We start from the raw sequence: 15390 nt of genomic DNA on the forward strand, positions 1-15390 counted from the left end.
AACTAGTTTTTTTTAAATTCTACTTTTTCTTTGTTTATTAAAAACCTATTTTCAAATTCTTCTACTGGTATTGGCTCACAATATATGAATCCTTGAATATAGTCACATCCTTTTAATCTTAATTCTTCTGCATAATCATTTGATTCTATACCTTCTGCAATTACTTTCATATCTAAGTCATGTGCTGTTTTAATAATGTTCTGTAACATTATTTGTTCACGTTTGTTATGTTGATCCCTAAACATAGAGCGATCAATCTTCAAATAATTTAAAGGTGTATTACATACCACACTATATGATGAATAACCACTACCGAAATCATCAAGAGATACTTGATAACCATCTTCTCTAATCATTTCAACTACACTTTGAATTCTATCCATTTGATTCATAATGATACTTTCAATAAGTTCTAATTCTAGATTGTTTTTATCACAATTATACTTTTGATAAATAGTATCAAACTCTTCTAAGAAATATGGATAATCAAATGTACTTCGAGATATATTTACTGATATACATATATCTGTATTATATTCTTTTTTCCACTTTGCGATAACTTTACAAGCTTTTTCAAATATATAATTATCAACTAAATTGGTTTGCCCACATTCTTCAAAAATTGGTAAATATTCTTTTATGGGTAATAACCCCAAATTAGGATCAAACCATCGCATAAGCGCTTCAGCGTGATTTATCTCACCTGTAACTAAATTCACTTTAGGTTGTAGATACATCTTTATATGACCCTCTTTTAAAGCCCCTGAAAGTCTTTGACGATATTCCTGAGCATTTAAACGATAATCATGATAACTTGTTCCATAGAATTCAACATGTGAGACAACATAGTCTCTTTCTTTTGATTCACTACGGCATATATCAGCGTAATATTGGGCAATATAAAAATCAATTGGCTCTTCTTCTAATAAATATACCCCTGCTCCGCAATAAACAATTTTTGCATAAGTAGGATCTTTTAATTTATAAGTATCTTGAACCATATCAACAATCCAAGGAAATAGATCTAAATCTTCTCTTCCCCCAGGAGGGATTATTGCAATGATATTAAAGGCTCCTTTAGACAAATGAGCAACATATCCAGTATCTTTGATATGTTCCTCTAACGCTTCGTAAACCTTGTATATAAGCTGATCTACAAACTGTCTTCCATAATTCATATTAAGACGTCGAAACTGTTTGATTTTTAGACTGATAAAAGCATACTTAGTCCTATCTTTCTCCGCAATAGAATCATATTTCTGTTTCAACCACTCTTCATTATGCATATCAAACATTTACGCCATCTCCCTTACTTATTTTAGTTTTGCTACTTCCCTTGCAACGTCATTTCTATCTTTCTCTTGAATAAGTAATACTTTGTAACTATGTTTATACTTAAATGTTACTTTAAGCACTTCATTTTCTGTTTCTAATCGTAACTCTTCTATAAAATTTCTTTTATAGAGTTTACCCATTATTACAATACCCTCATCAGCAAATCCACTTTTGATAAATAGATACGCAACACCAATAAGCAATATTAGAGCACCTTGATAAAAAAAGAAACTCGACCTTTCCTTAATCATCATAAATAACGATACAACAGAAAATATTAAAGCAATAATTTTACCAGAACCCATATCAGTTCTCATTTTCACTTTGCTTGAATTATTCAATAATCCTGCAACAATTCCAATAACCAATATATCAAATACATATAATAATAAATTTTCCATAGTTAACCACCTAGTATCATTTTACCGTTTACTTTGATATAATTCAAATATAATGAGAGGTAATTTATGATAGAAGTTAAATTTTACGAAAATAAAGATCATTATGATGATGTAATGTATGTTAGAGAAGACGTGTTTATTCGCGAACAAGGATTTTCTACAGATAAAGATGAAATAGATAATCACTGTACACATATATTATTTTTAGATGATAATAAACCGTTTGCTACTGGTAGAATATTCAATGAAGATGGTGACATCATTATTGGAAGAGTATGTGTATTAGAAGCCTATCGTGGTAAAGGTTATGGTATTAAAATTATTCAAGAGTTAGAAAAAAAAGCTAAAGAACGTGGTGCTACATCCACTATATTAGGTGCCCAATGTCAAGCAAAAGAATTTTACTTAAAATTGGGATATGAAGAATTTGGTGATATTTATTTTGATGAATATTGCCCTCACATTCATATGAGACATACATTTTAATAAAGAAAAAAAGTTATTACGTTTGATTGAGTTTTATACTCTTTATCACGTAATAACCTTTTTTTATTTTGTTTCGATTAAAGTTACATCTTTTTCTAAAATATCAGTTATTAACTGATCATAGAAAGTTCCTTTTAATTTTTGTTGTGCTTTTAATAATGCTTCTTTCATTAAACGATTTTCTTTTTTGTAATAATAACATTTTGCTGCACGATAATAATAAATACCAGAACTAAAATCAGATGTAGCTGCTTTAGCAAGATCTATCATTTCGTTTGCATATTTACCACTATGTCTTAAGTTAATCTCATAAGTGTATTCTGTTTCTTTCATAACACCTTCATAATTTGTTTTATCTTTAAATGTGTCATAAATTTCTATCATACGATTATATGCCGCAGTAGCGTTATCAACATCTTGTAATTCTACATAGAAAGCAACTTCTTTTTGCTCAACATAGAATTCATCACCTGGACGAATTTTATAGTTTTTAATAGCAGCAAATAATTCTTTAAGTTTTTCTTTATCGCCCTTCATTAAATATGCATCAATTTTCATCATTGCGTGCATTTTTTTAGGAAAGAATAACTTACTCATAATGCTATCTAATTCTGCTAAAAATCCATCAGGATTATTATCTTGATACAATAGTGCTGTTAATTTCATGATTTGTCTACGGAATAATAAGAAATAACCCACATAACTTCCTAAACCCAATAATACTAATAAAATAAATAAATACCAATTCATACAAGTTCCTCCGTGCTAAATTATATCAAGTAAAGAGGGAAATTACTATTCCCTCTTTATATTCTATTCATTTTCTGATGTTTCAATTGTTGAAACAACTTTATAACCTGCATCATTTAATATTTTACCCATCACATGATGATCAACATTATTCGCTCTAATTACTACATCAATGTGTTCAGGTTTACGATACACTGCTAAATTTGTTATGTTTGCGTTTTTGTTAAAGAATAACTCTGTGATATTTGATAATATACCTGGATGATCTTCCGATATTTCTAATACATATCGTGCCCCACCATTGTAATAGCCCAATAAATCTACGAAAGCATCAAAGATATCATTTTGCGTAATGATGCCTACAACGCTTGCATTTTTTACTACTGGTAAACAACCAATATCATTTTTTCTCATTTTAACCGCTGCTTCTTCAAGCAATGCATCCGGATCTATTGTTTGTACATCCTTAATCATTACATCTTTTACAGTTGTTTTTGAAAGTAAATAATTTAATTCGTAAATAGAAAGACTTGTAGCTTGGCTTGGAGTATTTGCTGTGATTGTCCCTTCCGTAACTAAACCAACAAGTTTTCCATCCGCAACAACAGGTATTCGGTGGAAATCATTTTGTGACATGATATCTAACGCCTTACTAATTGCCGTATCTTGAGTAATGCAATATGGATCTTGTGTCATCCTGTCTTTTACATACATACGTTTATCCTCCTAGATATGCCTTTTTGATTTCTTCACTACTTACTAATTCTTGACCACTACCTGTTAATACTATTTCGCCAGTTTCAAGAACATAAGCACGATCAGCAATCCCTAATGCCATTTTAGCATTTTGTTCTACCAAAAGAACAGTAGTTCCTTGATTTTTTATATCTTCAATGATTGAAAATATTTCTCTTACTAGCAACGGTGCAAGTCCCATGCTTGGCTCATCCAATAACAGAATTTTAGGTTTCGCCATTAATGCTCTACCCATCGCTAACATTTGTTGTTCACCACCCGATAAAGTACCTGCTAGTTGTTTCTTACGCTCTCTTAATCTAGGAAAGCGTGTATAAATCATTTCTAAGTCTTTCGCAACACCATCTTTATCTTTACGTGTAAAAGCACCCAATTCAAGGTTTTCTTCAACCGTTTGTTCTGCAAACACACGTCGTCTTTCAGGTACTTGTGCTAAACCTAACATCACTATTTTATCTGCTGCTACTTTACTAATTTCTTTATCTTCTAACCATATCTTACCACCTGCAGGCTTTAATAAACCAGAGATTGCATGTAATATTGTTGTCTTACCTGCGCCATTCGCACCGATTAGCGCAACAATTTCACCTTGATTAATTTCAAAAGAAACATTTTTAATTGCTTCAATCATGCCATATTTGACATTTAAATTTTCAATTTTCAACATATTAATCACCTAAATATGCCTTAATTACTTGTTTGTTATTTTGAATTTCTGTTGGTGTTCCAGTTGCTAACACCGTACCATAATTCAACACCGTAATTTTCTCGCATATACCCATTACTAACTTCATATCATGTTCAATTAATAAAATAGAGATTTTAAATTGATCGCGAACTCGTCTAATTGTATCCATTAATTCTTTTGTTTCTTGTGGATTCATACCAGCAGCTGGTTCATCCAACAACAATAACTTTGGATTAGTCGCTAGCGCTCTAGCAATTTCTAACTCACGTTGTTTTCCATAAGGAAGATTAGATGCTTTATAGTTTGCATACGTATGTAATTTAAATACTTCTAATAATTTCATTGACTCTTTTTCAATAAATTCTTCATCATGTTTAAAAGCTGGAGTTCTAAATATACCTTGGAAAATTGAATAATTTACTTGATTATGCATCCCAATTTTTACATTTTCTAAAACTGTTAAATCACTAAATAATCTAATGTTTTGAAATGTACGTGCAATACCTAGTTTTGCAATACTACTTGGAACTTTACGATTTAATTTTGTACCTTCAAGTTGAATCACACCATCTGTTGGTATATATACACCTGTTAACAAATTAAAGATTGTGGTTTTCCCCGCACCATTAGGCCCAATTAATCCGTACAATTGATTTTCTTCAATTGTTAAATTAAAGTCATCCACGGCACGTAATCCACCAAAGTTTATGCCTAAACCTTTGACCTCAAGAATTGCACTCATTGTGATGTCTCCTTTCTAGATAATGAACTTTTAATTTTAAGTAGAAAAGCTTTGAATGATGGACTATTTTTAGCCAACATCATGATGATTAAAACTAGTGCATAAATCATTGTTCGATATTCAGAAACACTACGTAATAATTCTGGAAGAATTGTTAATACAATAGCTGATATAATAGCTCCTTTAATATTACCCATACCACCTAAAACAACCATTACTAATATTTCAATTGATTTGTTAAATGTAAATGCTTTTGGCTCAAGAATACCCATGTAATGAGCATATAACCCTCCGGCAATCCCTGCAAAGAAAGCCGCAAATACAAACGCTAGTATCTTATAATTCGCTGTATTAATACCACTTGCCTCAGCAGCAATTTCATCTTCTCTAACAGAGATAATCGCACGACCATGTCTAGATTTAATTAACATAACAATGATAATTACAGTCGCAACCGCTAAGAAATAAGCCCATGCAAATGTTGAATATCTTTGTATACCTGAATACCCTTTTGCACCACCTATAAAATTTAAATTTAATAATATTGTACGAATAACCTCGCCAAAAGCTAATGTAATAATAGCTAAGTAGTCACCACGTAATCTTAATGTCGGAAACCCAATAATTATTCCAAATACTAATGCAAGTGATCCTCCAATTAATAAAGACAAAGGAAAACTCACAATAGCAGGAAGTGACGCAAATACTACTTTAGTGCAATATGCTGATGCATAAGCACCTACCGCCATAAACCCAGCATGTCCCAATGTCAATTGCCCCAAAAAGCCAGTAGTAAGATTCAAACTAACAACTAAAATTACATTTATACATGTAGATAATAAAATACCTGAATAATAACGATTAATAATTCCTTGCTTAGTTAAAATTGTAATTACTCCAAACACTGCAAAGATTGCTACTATAGTAGAAAGAATAAGTAATTTTTTATTTTCTTTTAATTTCTTAATCACGTTAATCACCTACACTTTCTCTTTGCGGTTTTTACCAAGTAATCCCGCAGGTTTAAATACAAGTACTATGATTAACACAAGAAAAACTATTGCATCAGTTAGTTGTGATGATATATATGCTTTTGTTAAACTTTCAATAATACCCAAAATAAAACCACCTAAAACAGCTCCTGGAATAATACCAATACCGCCTACTACAGCAGCAATGAATGCTTTTATTCCTAAAGTAGAACCCATATATGGGTTAATAAGTGGATAAGATGAACTATATAAAATCCCTGCAACTGCCGCTAAAGCCGAGCCAATTGCAAAAGTAATGGATATAGTTTTATTAATGTTGATACCCATTAATTGGGCAGCACCTTGATCTTCACTACACGCACGCATAGCGCGACCTGTTTTTGTTAATTTTACAAAGCGATCTAAAATAATCATTAATCCTACTGAAATTAAGAATGTTAAATAATAATTTGCAGAAATAGAAAAATCACCAAATACCAATGGTGGAAGTGTGATTAAATTCGGAAATGATTTTGAATTTGAAGTAAAAATCAATTGGAATGCACTTTGTAAAAAGAAAGACACACCAATTGCAGTGATCAATAAATAGATACGTTGAGCACTACGTAAAGGTTTATATGCTATCTTTTCAATCAACATACCTAAACAAGCACAAACTATTATAGAGATAGGAATCGAAAGCCAAATCGGCATTCCCATCATTGTAGTACAAACAAAAACAGTATACGAGCCAACCATGATAATTTCACCATGAGCAAAGTTAATTAATTTAGCAATCCCATATACCATCGTATATCCAAGCGCCACTAAGGCGTAGATACTACCAAGATTTAATCCATTTATTAATTGTAGTATAAATTGAGAAATATTCATTATGTACCCCCTAAGTTAGAAAAGAAAGGAGAACCAACTGGTCCTCCATTCTTATTTAATGTTTATTTTTGATAAGAAGTGTATTTACCATCTTTAATTGTAATATAAGCTAAATCCTTAATTGGATCCCCATTTTCATCAAATTCAAGGTGTCCTAATACCCCATCAAAACTAATATTTTTTAGAGCTTCTACGATAGCTGCTGAATCAGTTGAACCTGCTTCTTCAATAGCTTGAATCATTAGGTTTGCACAATCATATCCTAAGAATGCGAATGATGCTGGTTCAATACCATATTTAGCTTCATATTTTTCTGCCCAAGCAATAATGTTTGCATCATCAGGAGAATAGTGATTACAGAATACAGCACCTTCTAACACTGAAGCATCATCAGTTACAGATAATACTCCATCCCAACCATCGCCACCGATAAATTGTGATTCAATACCTAATGCACGAGCTTGTTTTGCAATTAATGCGATATCTTGATAGTAATTTGGAATATAAATTACATCAGCATTTAATTCTTTAATCTTTGTTAATTGGCTGTTGAAATCTTTATCGCCATCAGCGTATCCTTCAACACCTAATACTTGTCCACCTTTTGCTTCAAATGCTGCTTTGAAGTTTTCTGTTAATCCATCAGAATAATCAGAACCAGTGTTATAAATTACAGCTGCTGTCTTATGTCCTAAAGTGTCATAAGCAAATTCAGCCATCATTTTCGCTTGAATTGGATCAGTGAAACATCCTCTAAATGCATTATCACCTGTTTCAGTAAATGCTAATGCAGTTGCTGAAGGCGATAAAATTGGAGTTCCAATACCTTGTGATGCTGAACCAACAGCAGTTGATTCTCCACTTAATACACCACCAACAATTGCAACAGCTTTGTCATTATCAATTAACTTATTGTATGCATTTGTTGCTTCAGTGTTGTCACCCTTTGTATCATATGTAACTAGTTTTATAGTTTTTCCCAGCAGCGTTTTTCCAGCTTCATTATACTCAGATATTGCTAAATCAATACCATTTTTTACAGCAATTCCATAAACAGAATAATCACCATCATATGGACCTAATGCTCCAAGTACAATTGTGTCTCCTGTATCTGCTGTAGTACCGTTTGTGTTGCCTGTGTCTTTCCCTGGCTCCGATGAGCATGCCACTAAAGTTGCCGCTAAACCAAGAACAAGACCGCTTTTAACTAGTTGTTTGAATTTCATAACTTTTCCCTCGATCTTTCTCTCCCTTATAAATGAGATACGCTTATTATATGAAATATATTTCACATTTTCAACACATTTTTGTAATTTCTTTCATTTTTTATGAAAACTTTTTAATTTTGTTTCAAAAATAGTAACCAAACCCTTTATATATGCTTATTTCTTGAACTAATCTAAAAATAAGTTATAGTTGTATTAAGGTGATTACATGAAAAAAATAGTCATATTATTAATAACAATGTGTTTATTTACATCCATCACTGGATGTAAAAAGAAAACAGAAAAGAATTTTGATCAATTATCTATCGCAAATCCATATGTTACAGTCACATCTGTGGATGATTTTAAGAATGAACTAGATATTATTATCATTCCTCCTGAAAATGCTACTAATCTTACTTACTCCATTATAAATAAAAAAATAGCTCAAATTGGATATGAGCTAAATGATATTCATTATACTTACCGTGCTTCTAAATTAGTAAATGATACACTGCATGGAATTTATGATGCGGTAAATAAATCTGAACAATTCTTTATTAACAATGGAACTGAAGTTCTTATAAATACTACTGATACCGACAAGAAAACTGTAACTTGGAGTTATGATAACATTAATTATTCATTGACAATTGAAGGTCTTATCGATAACGAAGACTTACTTAGCTTTGTACAAAATGATATTGAACAATTAACTAATTAATTTTTCGCATTCCTCTAATATCTGTATTGCATTGGTTGCGGCACCTTTTCTTATTTGGTCACCAACACACCATAATGTTAATCCATTTTCAAATATTGGATCTTTTCTAATTCTTCCAACATAAACTAAATCTTGATTGCTACTATCAAGAGGCGTTGGAACATCCATTAACGAAATTCCACAAGCATTCATCAATGCTTTTTTTATTTCTTCTAAATCTTTTGCTTGATCTAAATTACAAGTAATCGAGATGGAATGAGAACGCATTACCGGAACTCTAACGCAAGTACAATTAACAATTAACTCAGGATTATGTAATATTTTTCTAGATTCATTTTGTAATTTCATTTCTTCTGTCGTAAATCCATTTTCAAGTTCTGCACCAATTTGTGGTATACAGTTAAACGCAATTTGCTTACTAAATATTTCATTTACGCATGGCTGCCCATGTCCTAAGCTTCTTATTTGTTCATTTAACTCTTGCATCCCTTTAACACCGGCACCAGACACTGCTTGATATGTAGACACAATCATTTTATTAATTGGTGATAATTTGTTTATCGCATTACACGCTACCATTGTTATGATTGTAGAACAATTTGGGTTTGCAATAATGCCAGAATGATTACATACATCATTACCGTTAACTTCTGGAACAACCAATGGTACATTGTCATCCAGTCTAAACGCACTACTATTATCAATATAAATCGCTCCAGCTTTAACTACATCATCTGCTATTTCTTTCGATAGATCTGCTTCCAAAGCTCCTAACACATAATCCAAATTATCAAACCGCTTTGTAGCCATATCTTCAACAACAATCTTTTTATCTTTAAATTCAAAGATTCTTCCCACACTTCTTTGACTTGCAAATAATCTTAATTCTTCAACTTCAATATTTCTTTCACTTAAACATTGCAACATTTGTTGACCAACTGCACCTGTGCATCCAAGAATTCCAATTTTCATTTCTTTTCCTCCTATGCAAATGTCTTATAAAGAACTTGAATAGCTTTTTCAAAATCTTCATTTTCAACACCTACAATAATATTAATTTCATCACTTCCTTGAGCAATCATTCGAATATTAATCGAATTATCCCCAAGCGTTTTAAATAATTCTCCAGAAACCCCAACATGTTTTGCCATGTTTCTACCAACTATTGCAATTAAAGATAAATTATTAGTTACCTTGATATTCTCTGATTGAACAACTTGACCAAGCTCACTAACGATATCATACAAAACTTTTTCTATTATTTTTGTAGAGACTACAATTGAAAAATTATCAATCCCACTAGGCACATGTTCAACATTAACTTTATACTTTTCAAATACTTCTAAAGCCTTTCTTAATAACCCAACTTCATTTGATGCATTATGACGATATAAAGTTATTACTGTGAAATCTTTTTTACCAGCTATTCCTGTAATCATATTTATAGAGTTATCTTTTTCAATTGTCTCACAAATCATTGTTCCTTTAAAACTCGTATCGTTGGTATTCAAAATTAAAATAGGAATATTGGAATCCTTTACTGGATAAATAGCATCTTCGTGCAATACGTTTGCTCCCATATAAGATAATTCTCTAAGTTCGCTATAAGTAATCTTTTCTATTTGTTTTGGATTATTAATGATATGTGGATCTGCCATTAATATACCTGATACATCTGTCCAATTTTCATATGCGCTTGCATTTATTACTCTAGCAAGAATACTTCCAGTAATATCTGAACCACCACGTTTCATTACATGTATTGTTCCATCTAAATACGCACCGTAAAATCCTGGGATTACAATTCTTTTATGCACTTCCAACGCATCTTTAACCAACATCTCTGTTTTTTCAAAATTAATTGTCCCATCATAATTAAAAAGTATTACATCCTTAGCATCAATAAACTTATATCCCAAATAATCTGCCAGTAAGATACCCGTTAAATATTCCCCACGTGATACTAAATAATCAATCGGACAACTTTTAGTTAGTTCTAATTCCAATGCTTCTAGGTCAACTGCGATGTTTGTTTTTAATCCTAATTCTTCTTGGATTTTTAAAAAACGATTAGATACACTAGAAAACAAATCTTTAAAAGATGCTGAATATTGAATATGGGCATGTATTAAATAAAGTAAATCAGTAATTTTATTATCAGTACTTACACGTTTACCTGCAGCACTTGTAACAACAACACATCTTTCAGGATTGCTAAGGACTATATCTTTTACCTTGCGAAATTGTTCTGCAGATGATACTGATGATCCCCCAAATTTAGTTACTATCATAATTAATCCTCTTTTCTAATACAGAAAATGTATTGATCTAATTCCTTTAACATACTCATTAATTCATTTCTCGCTTGTGGTGTCATAGGTTTTGTTAAAGCAATGTTTCTACCTTTATAGTTTTCAACACTGACAAACACATCTTGATTTAATGATAGTTGAGATGAACATATAATATATTCAAACATGATATCATCTTTGTTCATTTCTATTTTATTCTCAAACGCTAAATTATCATTACAACCATTTTTGATATCTAATAAATCTTGTATCATTGCATTGGCAGTAGGATATCTACCTGCTCCTTGACCAACAAATGATAATGTACCAATCGTATCACCTACTAGTTCAACTATATTATTATTCTTATCTACTTTGGTAAATATATGATTGTTATTAAACAATACCGGTTCAACACTTCCATAAACTGACTTATTTTTAATAAATGACGAACCAACATATTTAATAGTAAATTCCTTATTATTAAAATACTCTATATCTTCTAATTGAATATTAGCTAAACTAAGCCGATCAAATTCTTTATACGGAACAATACCGCTAAATGCAATGGCTGATGAAATCATAATTTTTCGTTGTACATCATATCCATCAATATCAGCAGTTGGATTTGCTTCTGCATAACCTAATTTCTGTGCATCCGCTAAACAATCATTAAATGATAAATGATTTTTATTCATTTTATCTAATATATAATTTGTAGTACCATTCAGAATTCCTTTACATGAAGTAATCTTATCGATTCTTTTTGCTTTAATTAATGATTGTATCCAAGGAATTCCTCCGCCAACACTTGCCTCAAATTTAAACTGGACATTATTTTTATTAGCAGTCTCAATAAACTCATCAAGATATTTAGCAACTGTTGCTTTATTGGAAGTAATAACATGTATTCCCGAATTAAGTGCATTCATAATAATTGTATGAGCAGGTTCTTCATTAACTATCATTTCAAGTAAAACATCTATACCATTAAGCAACACATTATTATCTTGCGTAAACCGTTTATCCAAACTTATATCTACACTTTGATCACAAATATGTACTATTTCAATATCATCAAAATTCTTTTCAATAATTTCACAAACACCTTTACCAACATTGCCATATCCTAGTATTCCAATTTTCATAGCCGTTATGTCTCCCACTAAAATACACTTGTATTTATATGGTGGACATTGTATCATAGGTTTATTAACAAGACAAGGAGCAATTATGACAAACTTTTACACAAGCACACGAAATAATAACCTAGTTAGTAGCTTTTCTAATGCCGTTTTACAAGGTATTAGTGAACACGGGGGATTATTTGTACCCAAAACCCTAAATGAGTCTAAAATCGACTTAAATGCCTTATTAAACCTTAGTTATCAAGAAATGGCATTGGTTATTTTAAGTATATTTGCAGATGACTTTAGTCAAGAAGAGTTAAAAAAATGTATCAATTTAGCTTATACTTCAACCTTTGATACAGATGAAGTAGTCAAAGTTAATCCTTTAAATAATGCATCCTTACTTGAACTATACCATGGACCTACATCAGCATTTAAAGATGTGGCTTTACAAATACTGCCATTATTTATGTTAACATCAAAAAAAATACAAAATAATACGAACGATTTCTTTATTTTAACAGCTACCTCAGGTGATACTGGAAAAGCAGCATTAGAAGGATTCAAAAATCATATCGGCATTAAGGTAATATGCTTATATCCAAATCAATTGGTATCACAAATGCAAGAAAAACAAATGTTATCTACCAATGGAAATAATACGTATACATATGCAGTTAAAGGTAACTTTGATGATTGTCAACGCATGGTAAAAGAAGTATTTAACGACATTAAATTTAATAACATTTGCAAAGAGTCACATATTCAGTTATCAAGTGCAAATAGTATTAATATTGGAAGACTTTGCCCTCAAATTGTTTACTACTTTTATAGCTACATTCAATTAGTCAAAAATAAAACTATTGAGATGAATGATACCATTAACTTTGTAGTTCCCACTGGAAATTTTGGTAATATTCTTGCAGGATATTACGCAAAGTTATTAGGACTTCCAATTAACAAATTAATATGTGCATCTAACCAGAATAATGTTTTAACTGACTTTATTAATAAAGGTATATACAATCGCAATAGAGAATTCCACAAAACTATCTCTCCTTCTATGGACATCCTTGTAAGCAGTAATGTAGAACGCTTCTTATTTGAATGTAGTGATCATGATTCCAATCGTGTTAATAAATTAATGTTTGATTTACAAACAACTGGTATTTATGAACTAAATAAAACTGAGTTAGAAAAAGTTAGAAAAGATTTTATTGCCTACTCTTCAAATGATGACTCAACTAAAAAAGCAATTAAAAAAATATTAAAAGATTGCAATCGCATAATAGATACTCATACAGCCGTTGCGATTGATTGTTATCAACAATATTTAAGCGATACCAACGATCAAACACACACAGTAATATTAAGTACTGCTTCATGTTTCAAATTTGCACCTGACGTTGTAAATGCACTAATAGAAGATAGTCATCATAGCGAAGAAGAAGCTATTAAATTTATTCAAAATTACTCAAGTGAAAAACTTCCTAAACCATTAGAGGAGTTATTATCACTACCAACTATATTCCCTAAAATTATTAAGCAAGATGATTTAAGAAATATCATTACTGAAAGGATGAAAAAATAATGCCTACTGTATATGTACCTGCCACTAGTGCTAATCTAGGACCAGGCTTTGATGTACTTGGAATTTGTTTCAATATGTTTAATAAATTTTCATATTCAATTCAAGATGAATTTGAGTGTATGGGATTTTTAGACACTTATAATCTTGATAATAACTTAGTAATTAGAAGCTACAAAATATTATTTGCACTGCAAAATAAAGAAGTAATACCAATTAAGTTAATTGCTGATTGTACAATACCTATCGCAAGAGGCTTAGGTTCAAGCTCATCTTGTATTATTGCAGGTTGTGTAATTGCCAACGAAGTATTGAATCATCCCTACAGCAATAACGAACTCGCAAAGATCGCCACAACAATTGAAGGACATCCTGATAATGTTATCCCTTGTCTATTTGGTGGACTTATCGCATCAAAATTTGAAGACAACCATCTATATACAATCTCATATGAAATTAATGAGAAAATCCGTTTCTTATTATTAATACCTGATTTCGAACTTGAAACACGTAAAGCCAGAGAAATCCTTAAAAATGAAGTAGATCGTGATAAAGCAATAAAAAATATTCAAAATACTTTATTATTACTTGAAGGATTTAAAACCGGTAATGAAGCGATGTTACATGTCGGTATTACTGATTATATTCACGTTCCTTATAGAAAGACATTAATCGAAGAATTTGATATACTTAGTGATATTGTTTTCGATTTAGGAGCAGTAGGATTCACCATAAGCGGTGCTGGTCCTTCTTGTATTGCTTTATTCACATCAGATATTCCACTTAACGAAATTAATGCAAAATTATCTTTATGCAAAAACAAATGGAAAACAGTTGAATTAGTTCCTAATCATAAAGGAACATATATAGAGGAATAAAATGGAAAAATATTTAATTGTAAGTTCTAAAGTATTACCTGATTATTTTGAAAAAGTCTTAGATATCAGAATGATGGTAGAAGCTAATCCTTCTCTTGGAATAAGGGAAGCATGTAAAAAAATAGGTATATCAAGAAGTACTTATTATAAGTATAAAGATCATATATTTAATTTAAGTAACAATATGTTTGGTAGAAAAGCTGAATTACATTTACTTTTAAACCATCAGCCGGGTGTCTTATCAGAAGTATTAAAAATGATTAGTATTCACTCTTGTAGTGTTTTATCCATTAATCAATCTATTCCACTGAATGATGTCGCTTCATGTTCATTACTAGTAGATATCTCAAACATTACAACTCAAATCGATCAACTAGTAAGTGAATTATCAAGTATAAACGGTGTAAAAAAATCAAAATTAATCTCATTAGAATAATATATGAAATAAATTCACTAAGTTTTAATTAATTGTATGTTTCCTAGTTATTTTTTTCGAAGTTAAAACTTACATCGCTTAACCTGTATAAATATCTATTTTTATCTAAATACCA

The 15390-nt window shown here is 30.8% G+C and carries 17 protein-coding genes; 5 read left to right on the forward strand and 12 right to left on the reverse strand.

Going from position 1 to position 15390, the window contains the following annotated elements:
* Positions 1-2: 2 nt before the first annotated feature.
* Both RR430_RS01610 and RR430_RS01615 read right to left on the reverse strand, forming a co-directional pair.
* On the reverse strand, positions 3-1295 hold the full coding sequence (locus tag RR430_RS01610; protein ID WP_332486458.1) for an EAL domain-containing protein: 1293 nt from the start codon (positions 1293-1295) through the stop codon (positions 3-5).
* Positions 1296-1313: 18 nt separating this feature from the next.
* Positions 1314-1736: a hypothetical protein gene (locus RR430_RS01615; RefSeq protein ID WP_332486456.1), complete on the reverse strand. Its 423-nt coding sequence runs from the start codon at positions 1734-1736 to the stop codon at positions 1314-1316.
* A gap of 66 nt (positions 1737-1802) precedes the next feature.
* Between RR430_RS01615 and RR430_RS01620 the strand changes: the two genes are divergently transcribed.
* Positions 1803-2222, forward strand: coding sequence for a GNAT family N-acetyltransferase (locus RR430_RS01620; protein ID WP_332486454.1), 420 nt, complete (start codon positions 1803-1805; stop codon positions 2220-2222).
* A gap of 63 nt (positions 2223-2285) precedes the next feature.
* On the opposite strand, the gene RR430_RS01625 is transcribed toward RR430_RS01620, so the two are convergent.
* The 7 genes from RR430_RS01625 to RR430_RS01655 all read right to left on the reverse strand — a co-directional run bounded on the left by RR430_RS01625 (position 2286) and on the right by RR430_RS01655 (position 8249).
* Entirely contained in the window at positions 2286-2972 is a 687-nt protein-coding gene (locus RR430_RS01625; protein ID WP_332486453.1) for a hypothetical protein, read from the reverse strand.
* A 63-nt stretch (positions 2973-3035) separates the two neighbouring features.
* Positions 3036-3686, reverse strand: coding sequence for a CBS domain-containing protein (locus tag RR430_RS01630; protein WP_332486451.1), 651 nt, complete (start codon positions 3684-3686; stop codon positions 3036-3038).
* A 4-nt stretch (positions 3687-3690) separates the two neighbouring features.
* Positions 3691-4395, reverse strand: a complete 705-nt coding sequence (locus RR430_RS01635; RefSeq protein ID WP_332486449.1) for an ABC transporter ATP-binding protein — start codon at positions 4393-4395, stop codon at positions 3691-3693.
* A gap of 1 nt (position 4396) precedes the next feature.
* Positions 4397-5158, reverse strand: a complete 762-nt coding sequence (locus RR430_RS01640; protein ID WP_332486447.1) for an ABC transporter ATP-binding protein — start codon at positions 5156-5158, stop codon at positions 4397-4399.
* Complete coding sequence (locus RR430_RS01645; RefSeq protein ID WP_332486446.1) at positions 5155-6129, reverse strand: branched-chain amino acid ABC transporter permease; 975 nt, start codon at positions 6127-6129, stop codon at positions 5155-5157. The genes RR430_RS01640 and RR430_RS01645 overlap by 4 nt, the downstream gene beginning before the upstream one ends.
* 9 nt (positions 6130-6138) lie before the next feature.
* Complete coding sequence (locus tag RR430_RS01650; protein WP_442878258.1) at positions 6139-7017, reverse strand: branched-chain amino acid ABC transporter permease; 879 nt, start codon at positions 7015-7017, stop codon at positions 6139-6141.
* A gap of 68 nt (positions 7018-7085) precedes the next feature.
* Positions 7086-8249, reverse strand: coding sequence for an ABC transporter substrate-binding protein (locus RR430_RS01655; RefSeq protein ID WP_332486443.1), 1164 nt, complete (start codon positions 8247-8249; stop codon positions 7086-7088).
* A gap of 208 nt (positions 8250-8457) precedes the next feature.
* On the opposite strand from RR430_RS01655, the gene RR430_RS01660 reads away from it, so the two are divergent.
* Positions 8458-8952, forward strand: coding sequence for a hypothetical protein (locus RR430_RS01660; RefSeq protein WP_332486441.1), 495 nt, complete (start codon positions 8458-8460; stop codon positions 8950-8952).
* Here the strand turns inward: RR430_RS01660 and RR430_RS01665 are convergent.
* From RR430_RS01665 to RR430_RS01675, 3 genes are read right to left on the reverse strand one after another with little or no spacing between them, the layout of a single operon-like run.
* The gene (locus tag RR430_RS01665) at positions 8941-9924 is read right to left on the reverse strand and encodes an aspartate-semialdehyde dehydrogenase (protein ID WP_332486439.1); all 984 of its coding nucleotides are present in this window, start codon (positions 9922-9924) and stop codon (positions 8941-8943) included. The genes RR430_RS01660 and RR430_RS01665 overlap by 12 nt on opposite strands.
* 11 nt (positions 9925-9935) lie before the next feature.
* On the reverse strand, positions 9936-11243 hold the full coding sequence (locus tag RR430_RS01670; RefSeq protein WP_332486438.1) for an aspartate kinase: 1308 nt from the start codon (positions 11241-11243) through the stop codon (positions 9936-9938).
* 2 nt (positions 11244-11245) lie between these two features.
* A complete protein-coding gene (locus RR430_RS01675; RefSeq protein ID WP_332486437.1) occupies positions 11246-12391 on the reverse strand; it encodes a homoserine dehydrogenase in 1146 nt (381 codons plus the stop codon).
* Between the two features lie 85 nt (positions 12392-12476).
* On the opposite strand from RR430_RS01675, the gene thrC reads away from it, so the two are divergent.
* The 3 genes from thrC to RR430_RS01690 are packed head-to-tail and all read left to right on the forward strand — an operon-like array spanning position 12477 to position 15275.
* Positions 12477-13964, forward strand: coding sequence for a threonine synthase (thrC, locus tag RR430_RS01680; protein ID WP_332486436.1), 1488 nt, complete (start codon positions 12477-12479; stop codon positions 13962-13964).
* Complete coding sequence (thrB, locus tag RR430_RS01685) at positions 13964-14839, forward strand: homoserine kinase (protein WP_332486435.1); 876 nt, start codon at positions 13964-13966, stop codon at positions 14837-14839. The genes thrC and thrB overlap by 1 nt, the downstream gene beginning before the upstream one ends.
* A gap of 1 nt (position 14840) precedes the next feature.
* Complete coding sequence (locus tag RR430_RS01690) at positions 14841-15275, forward strand: ACT domain-containing protein (protein WP_332486433.1); 435 nt, start codon at positions 14841-14843, stop codon at positions 15273-15275.
* The last annotated feature ends 115 nt before the right edge of the window (positions 15276-15390 follow it).

The organism is Anaerorhabdus sp., from assembly GCF_036641015.1.
Classification (GTDB): domain Bacteria; phylum Bacillota_I; class Bacilli_A; order Erysipelotrichales; family Erysipelotrichaceae; genus Anaerorhabdus.

Coding starts and splice junctions, on each gene's coding strand:
- RR430_RS01670 (WP_332486438.1), bottom strand. CDS start 11,243: ATGATAGTAACTAAATTTGGGGGATCATCAGTATCATCTGCAGAACAA.
- thrB (WP_332486435.1), top strand. CDS start 13,964: ATGCCTACTGTATATGTACCTGCCACTAGTGCTAATCTAGGACCAGGC.
- RR430_RS01620 (WP_332486454.1), top strand. CDS start 1,803: ATGATAGAAGTTAAATTTTACGAAAATAAAGATCATTATGATGATGTA.
- RR430_RS01635 (WP_332486449.1), bottom strand. CDS start 4,395: ATGTTGAAAATTGAAAATTTAAATGTCAAATATGGCATGATTGAAGCA.
- RR430_RS01625 (WP_332486453.1), bottom strand. CDS start 2,972: ATGAATTGGTATTTATTTATTTTATTAGTATTATTGGGTTTAGGAAGT.
- RR430_RS01610 (WP_332486458.1), bottom strand. CDS start 1,295: ATGTTTGATATGCATAATGAAGAGTGGTTGAAACAGAAATATGATTCT.
- RR430_RS01665 (WP_332486439.1), bottom strand. CDS start 9,924: ATGAAAATTGGAATTCTTGGATGCACAGGTGCAGTTGGTCAACAAATG.
- RR430_RS01690 (WP_332486433.1), top strand. CDS start 14,841: ATGGAAAAATATTTAATTGTAAGTTCTAAAGTATTACCTGATTATTTT.
- RR430_RS01615 (WP_332486456.1), bottom strand. CDS start 1,736: ATGGAAAATTTATTATTATATGTATTTGATATATTGGTTATTGGAATT.
- RR430_RS01660 (WP_332486441.1), top strand. CDS start 8,458: ATGAAAAAAATAGTCATATTATTAATAACAATGTGTTTATTTACATCC.
- RR430_RS01630 (WP_332486451.1), bottom strand. CDS start 3,686: ATGTATGTAAAAGACAGGATGACACAAGATCCATATTGCATTACTCAA.
- thrC (WP_332486436.1), top strand. CDS start 12,477: ATGACAAACTTTTACACAAGCACACGAAATAATAACCTAGTTAGTAGC.
- RR430_RS01655 (WP_332486443.1), bottom strand. CDS start 8,249: ATGAAATTCAAACAACTAGTTAAAAGCGGTCTTGTTCTTGGTTTAGCG.
- RR430_RS01640 (WP_332486447.1), bottom strand. CDS start 5,158: ATGAGTGCAATTCTTGAGGTCAAAGGTTTAGGCATAAACTTTGGTGGA.
- RR430_RS01675 (WP_332486437.1), bottom strand. CDS start 12,391: ATGAAAATTGGAATACTAGGATATGGCAATGTTGGTAAAGGTGTTTGT.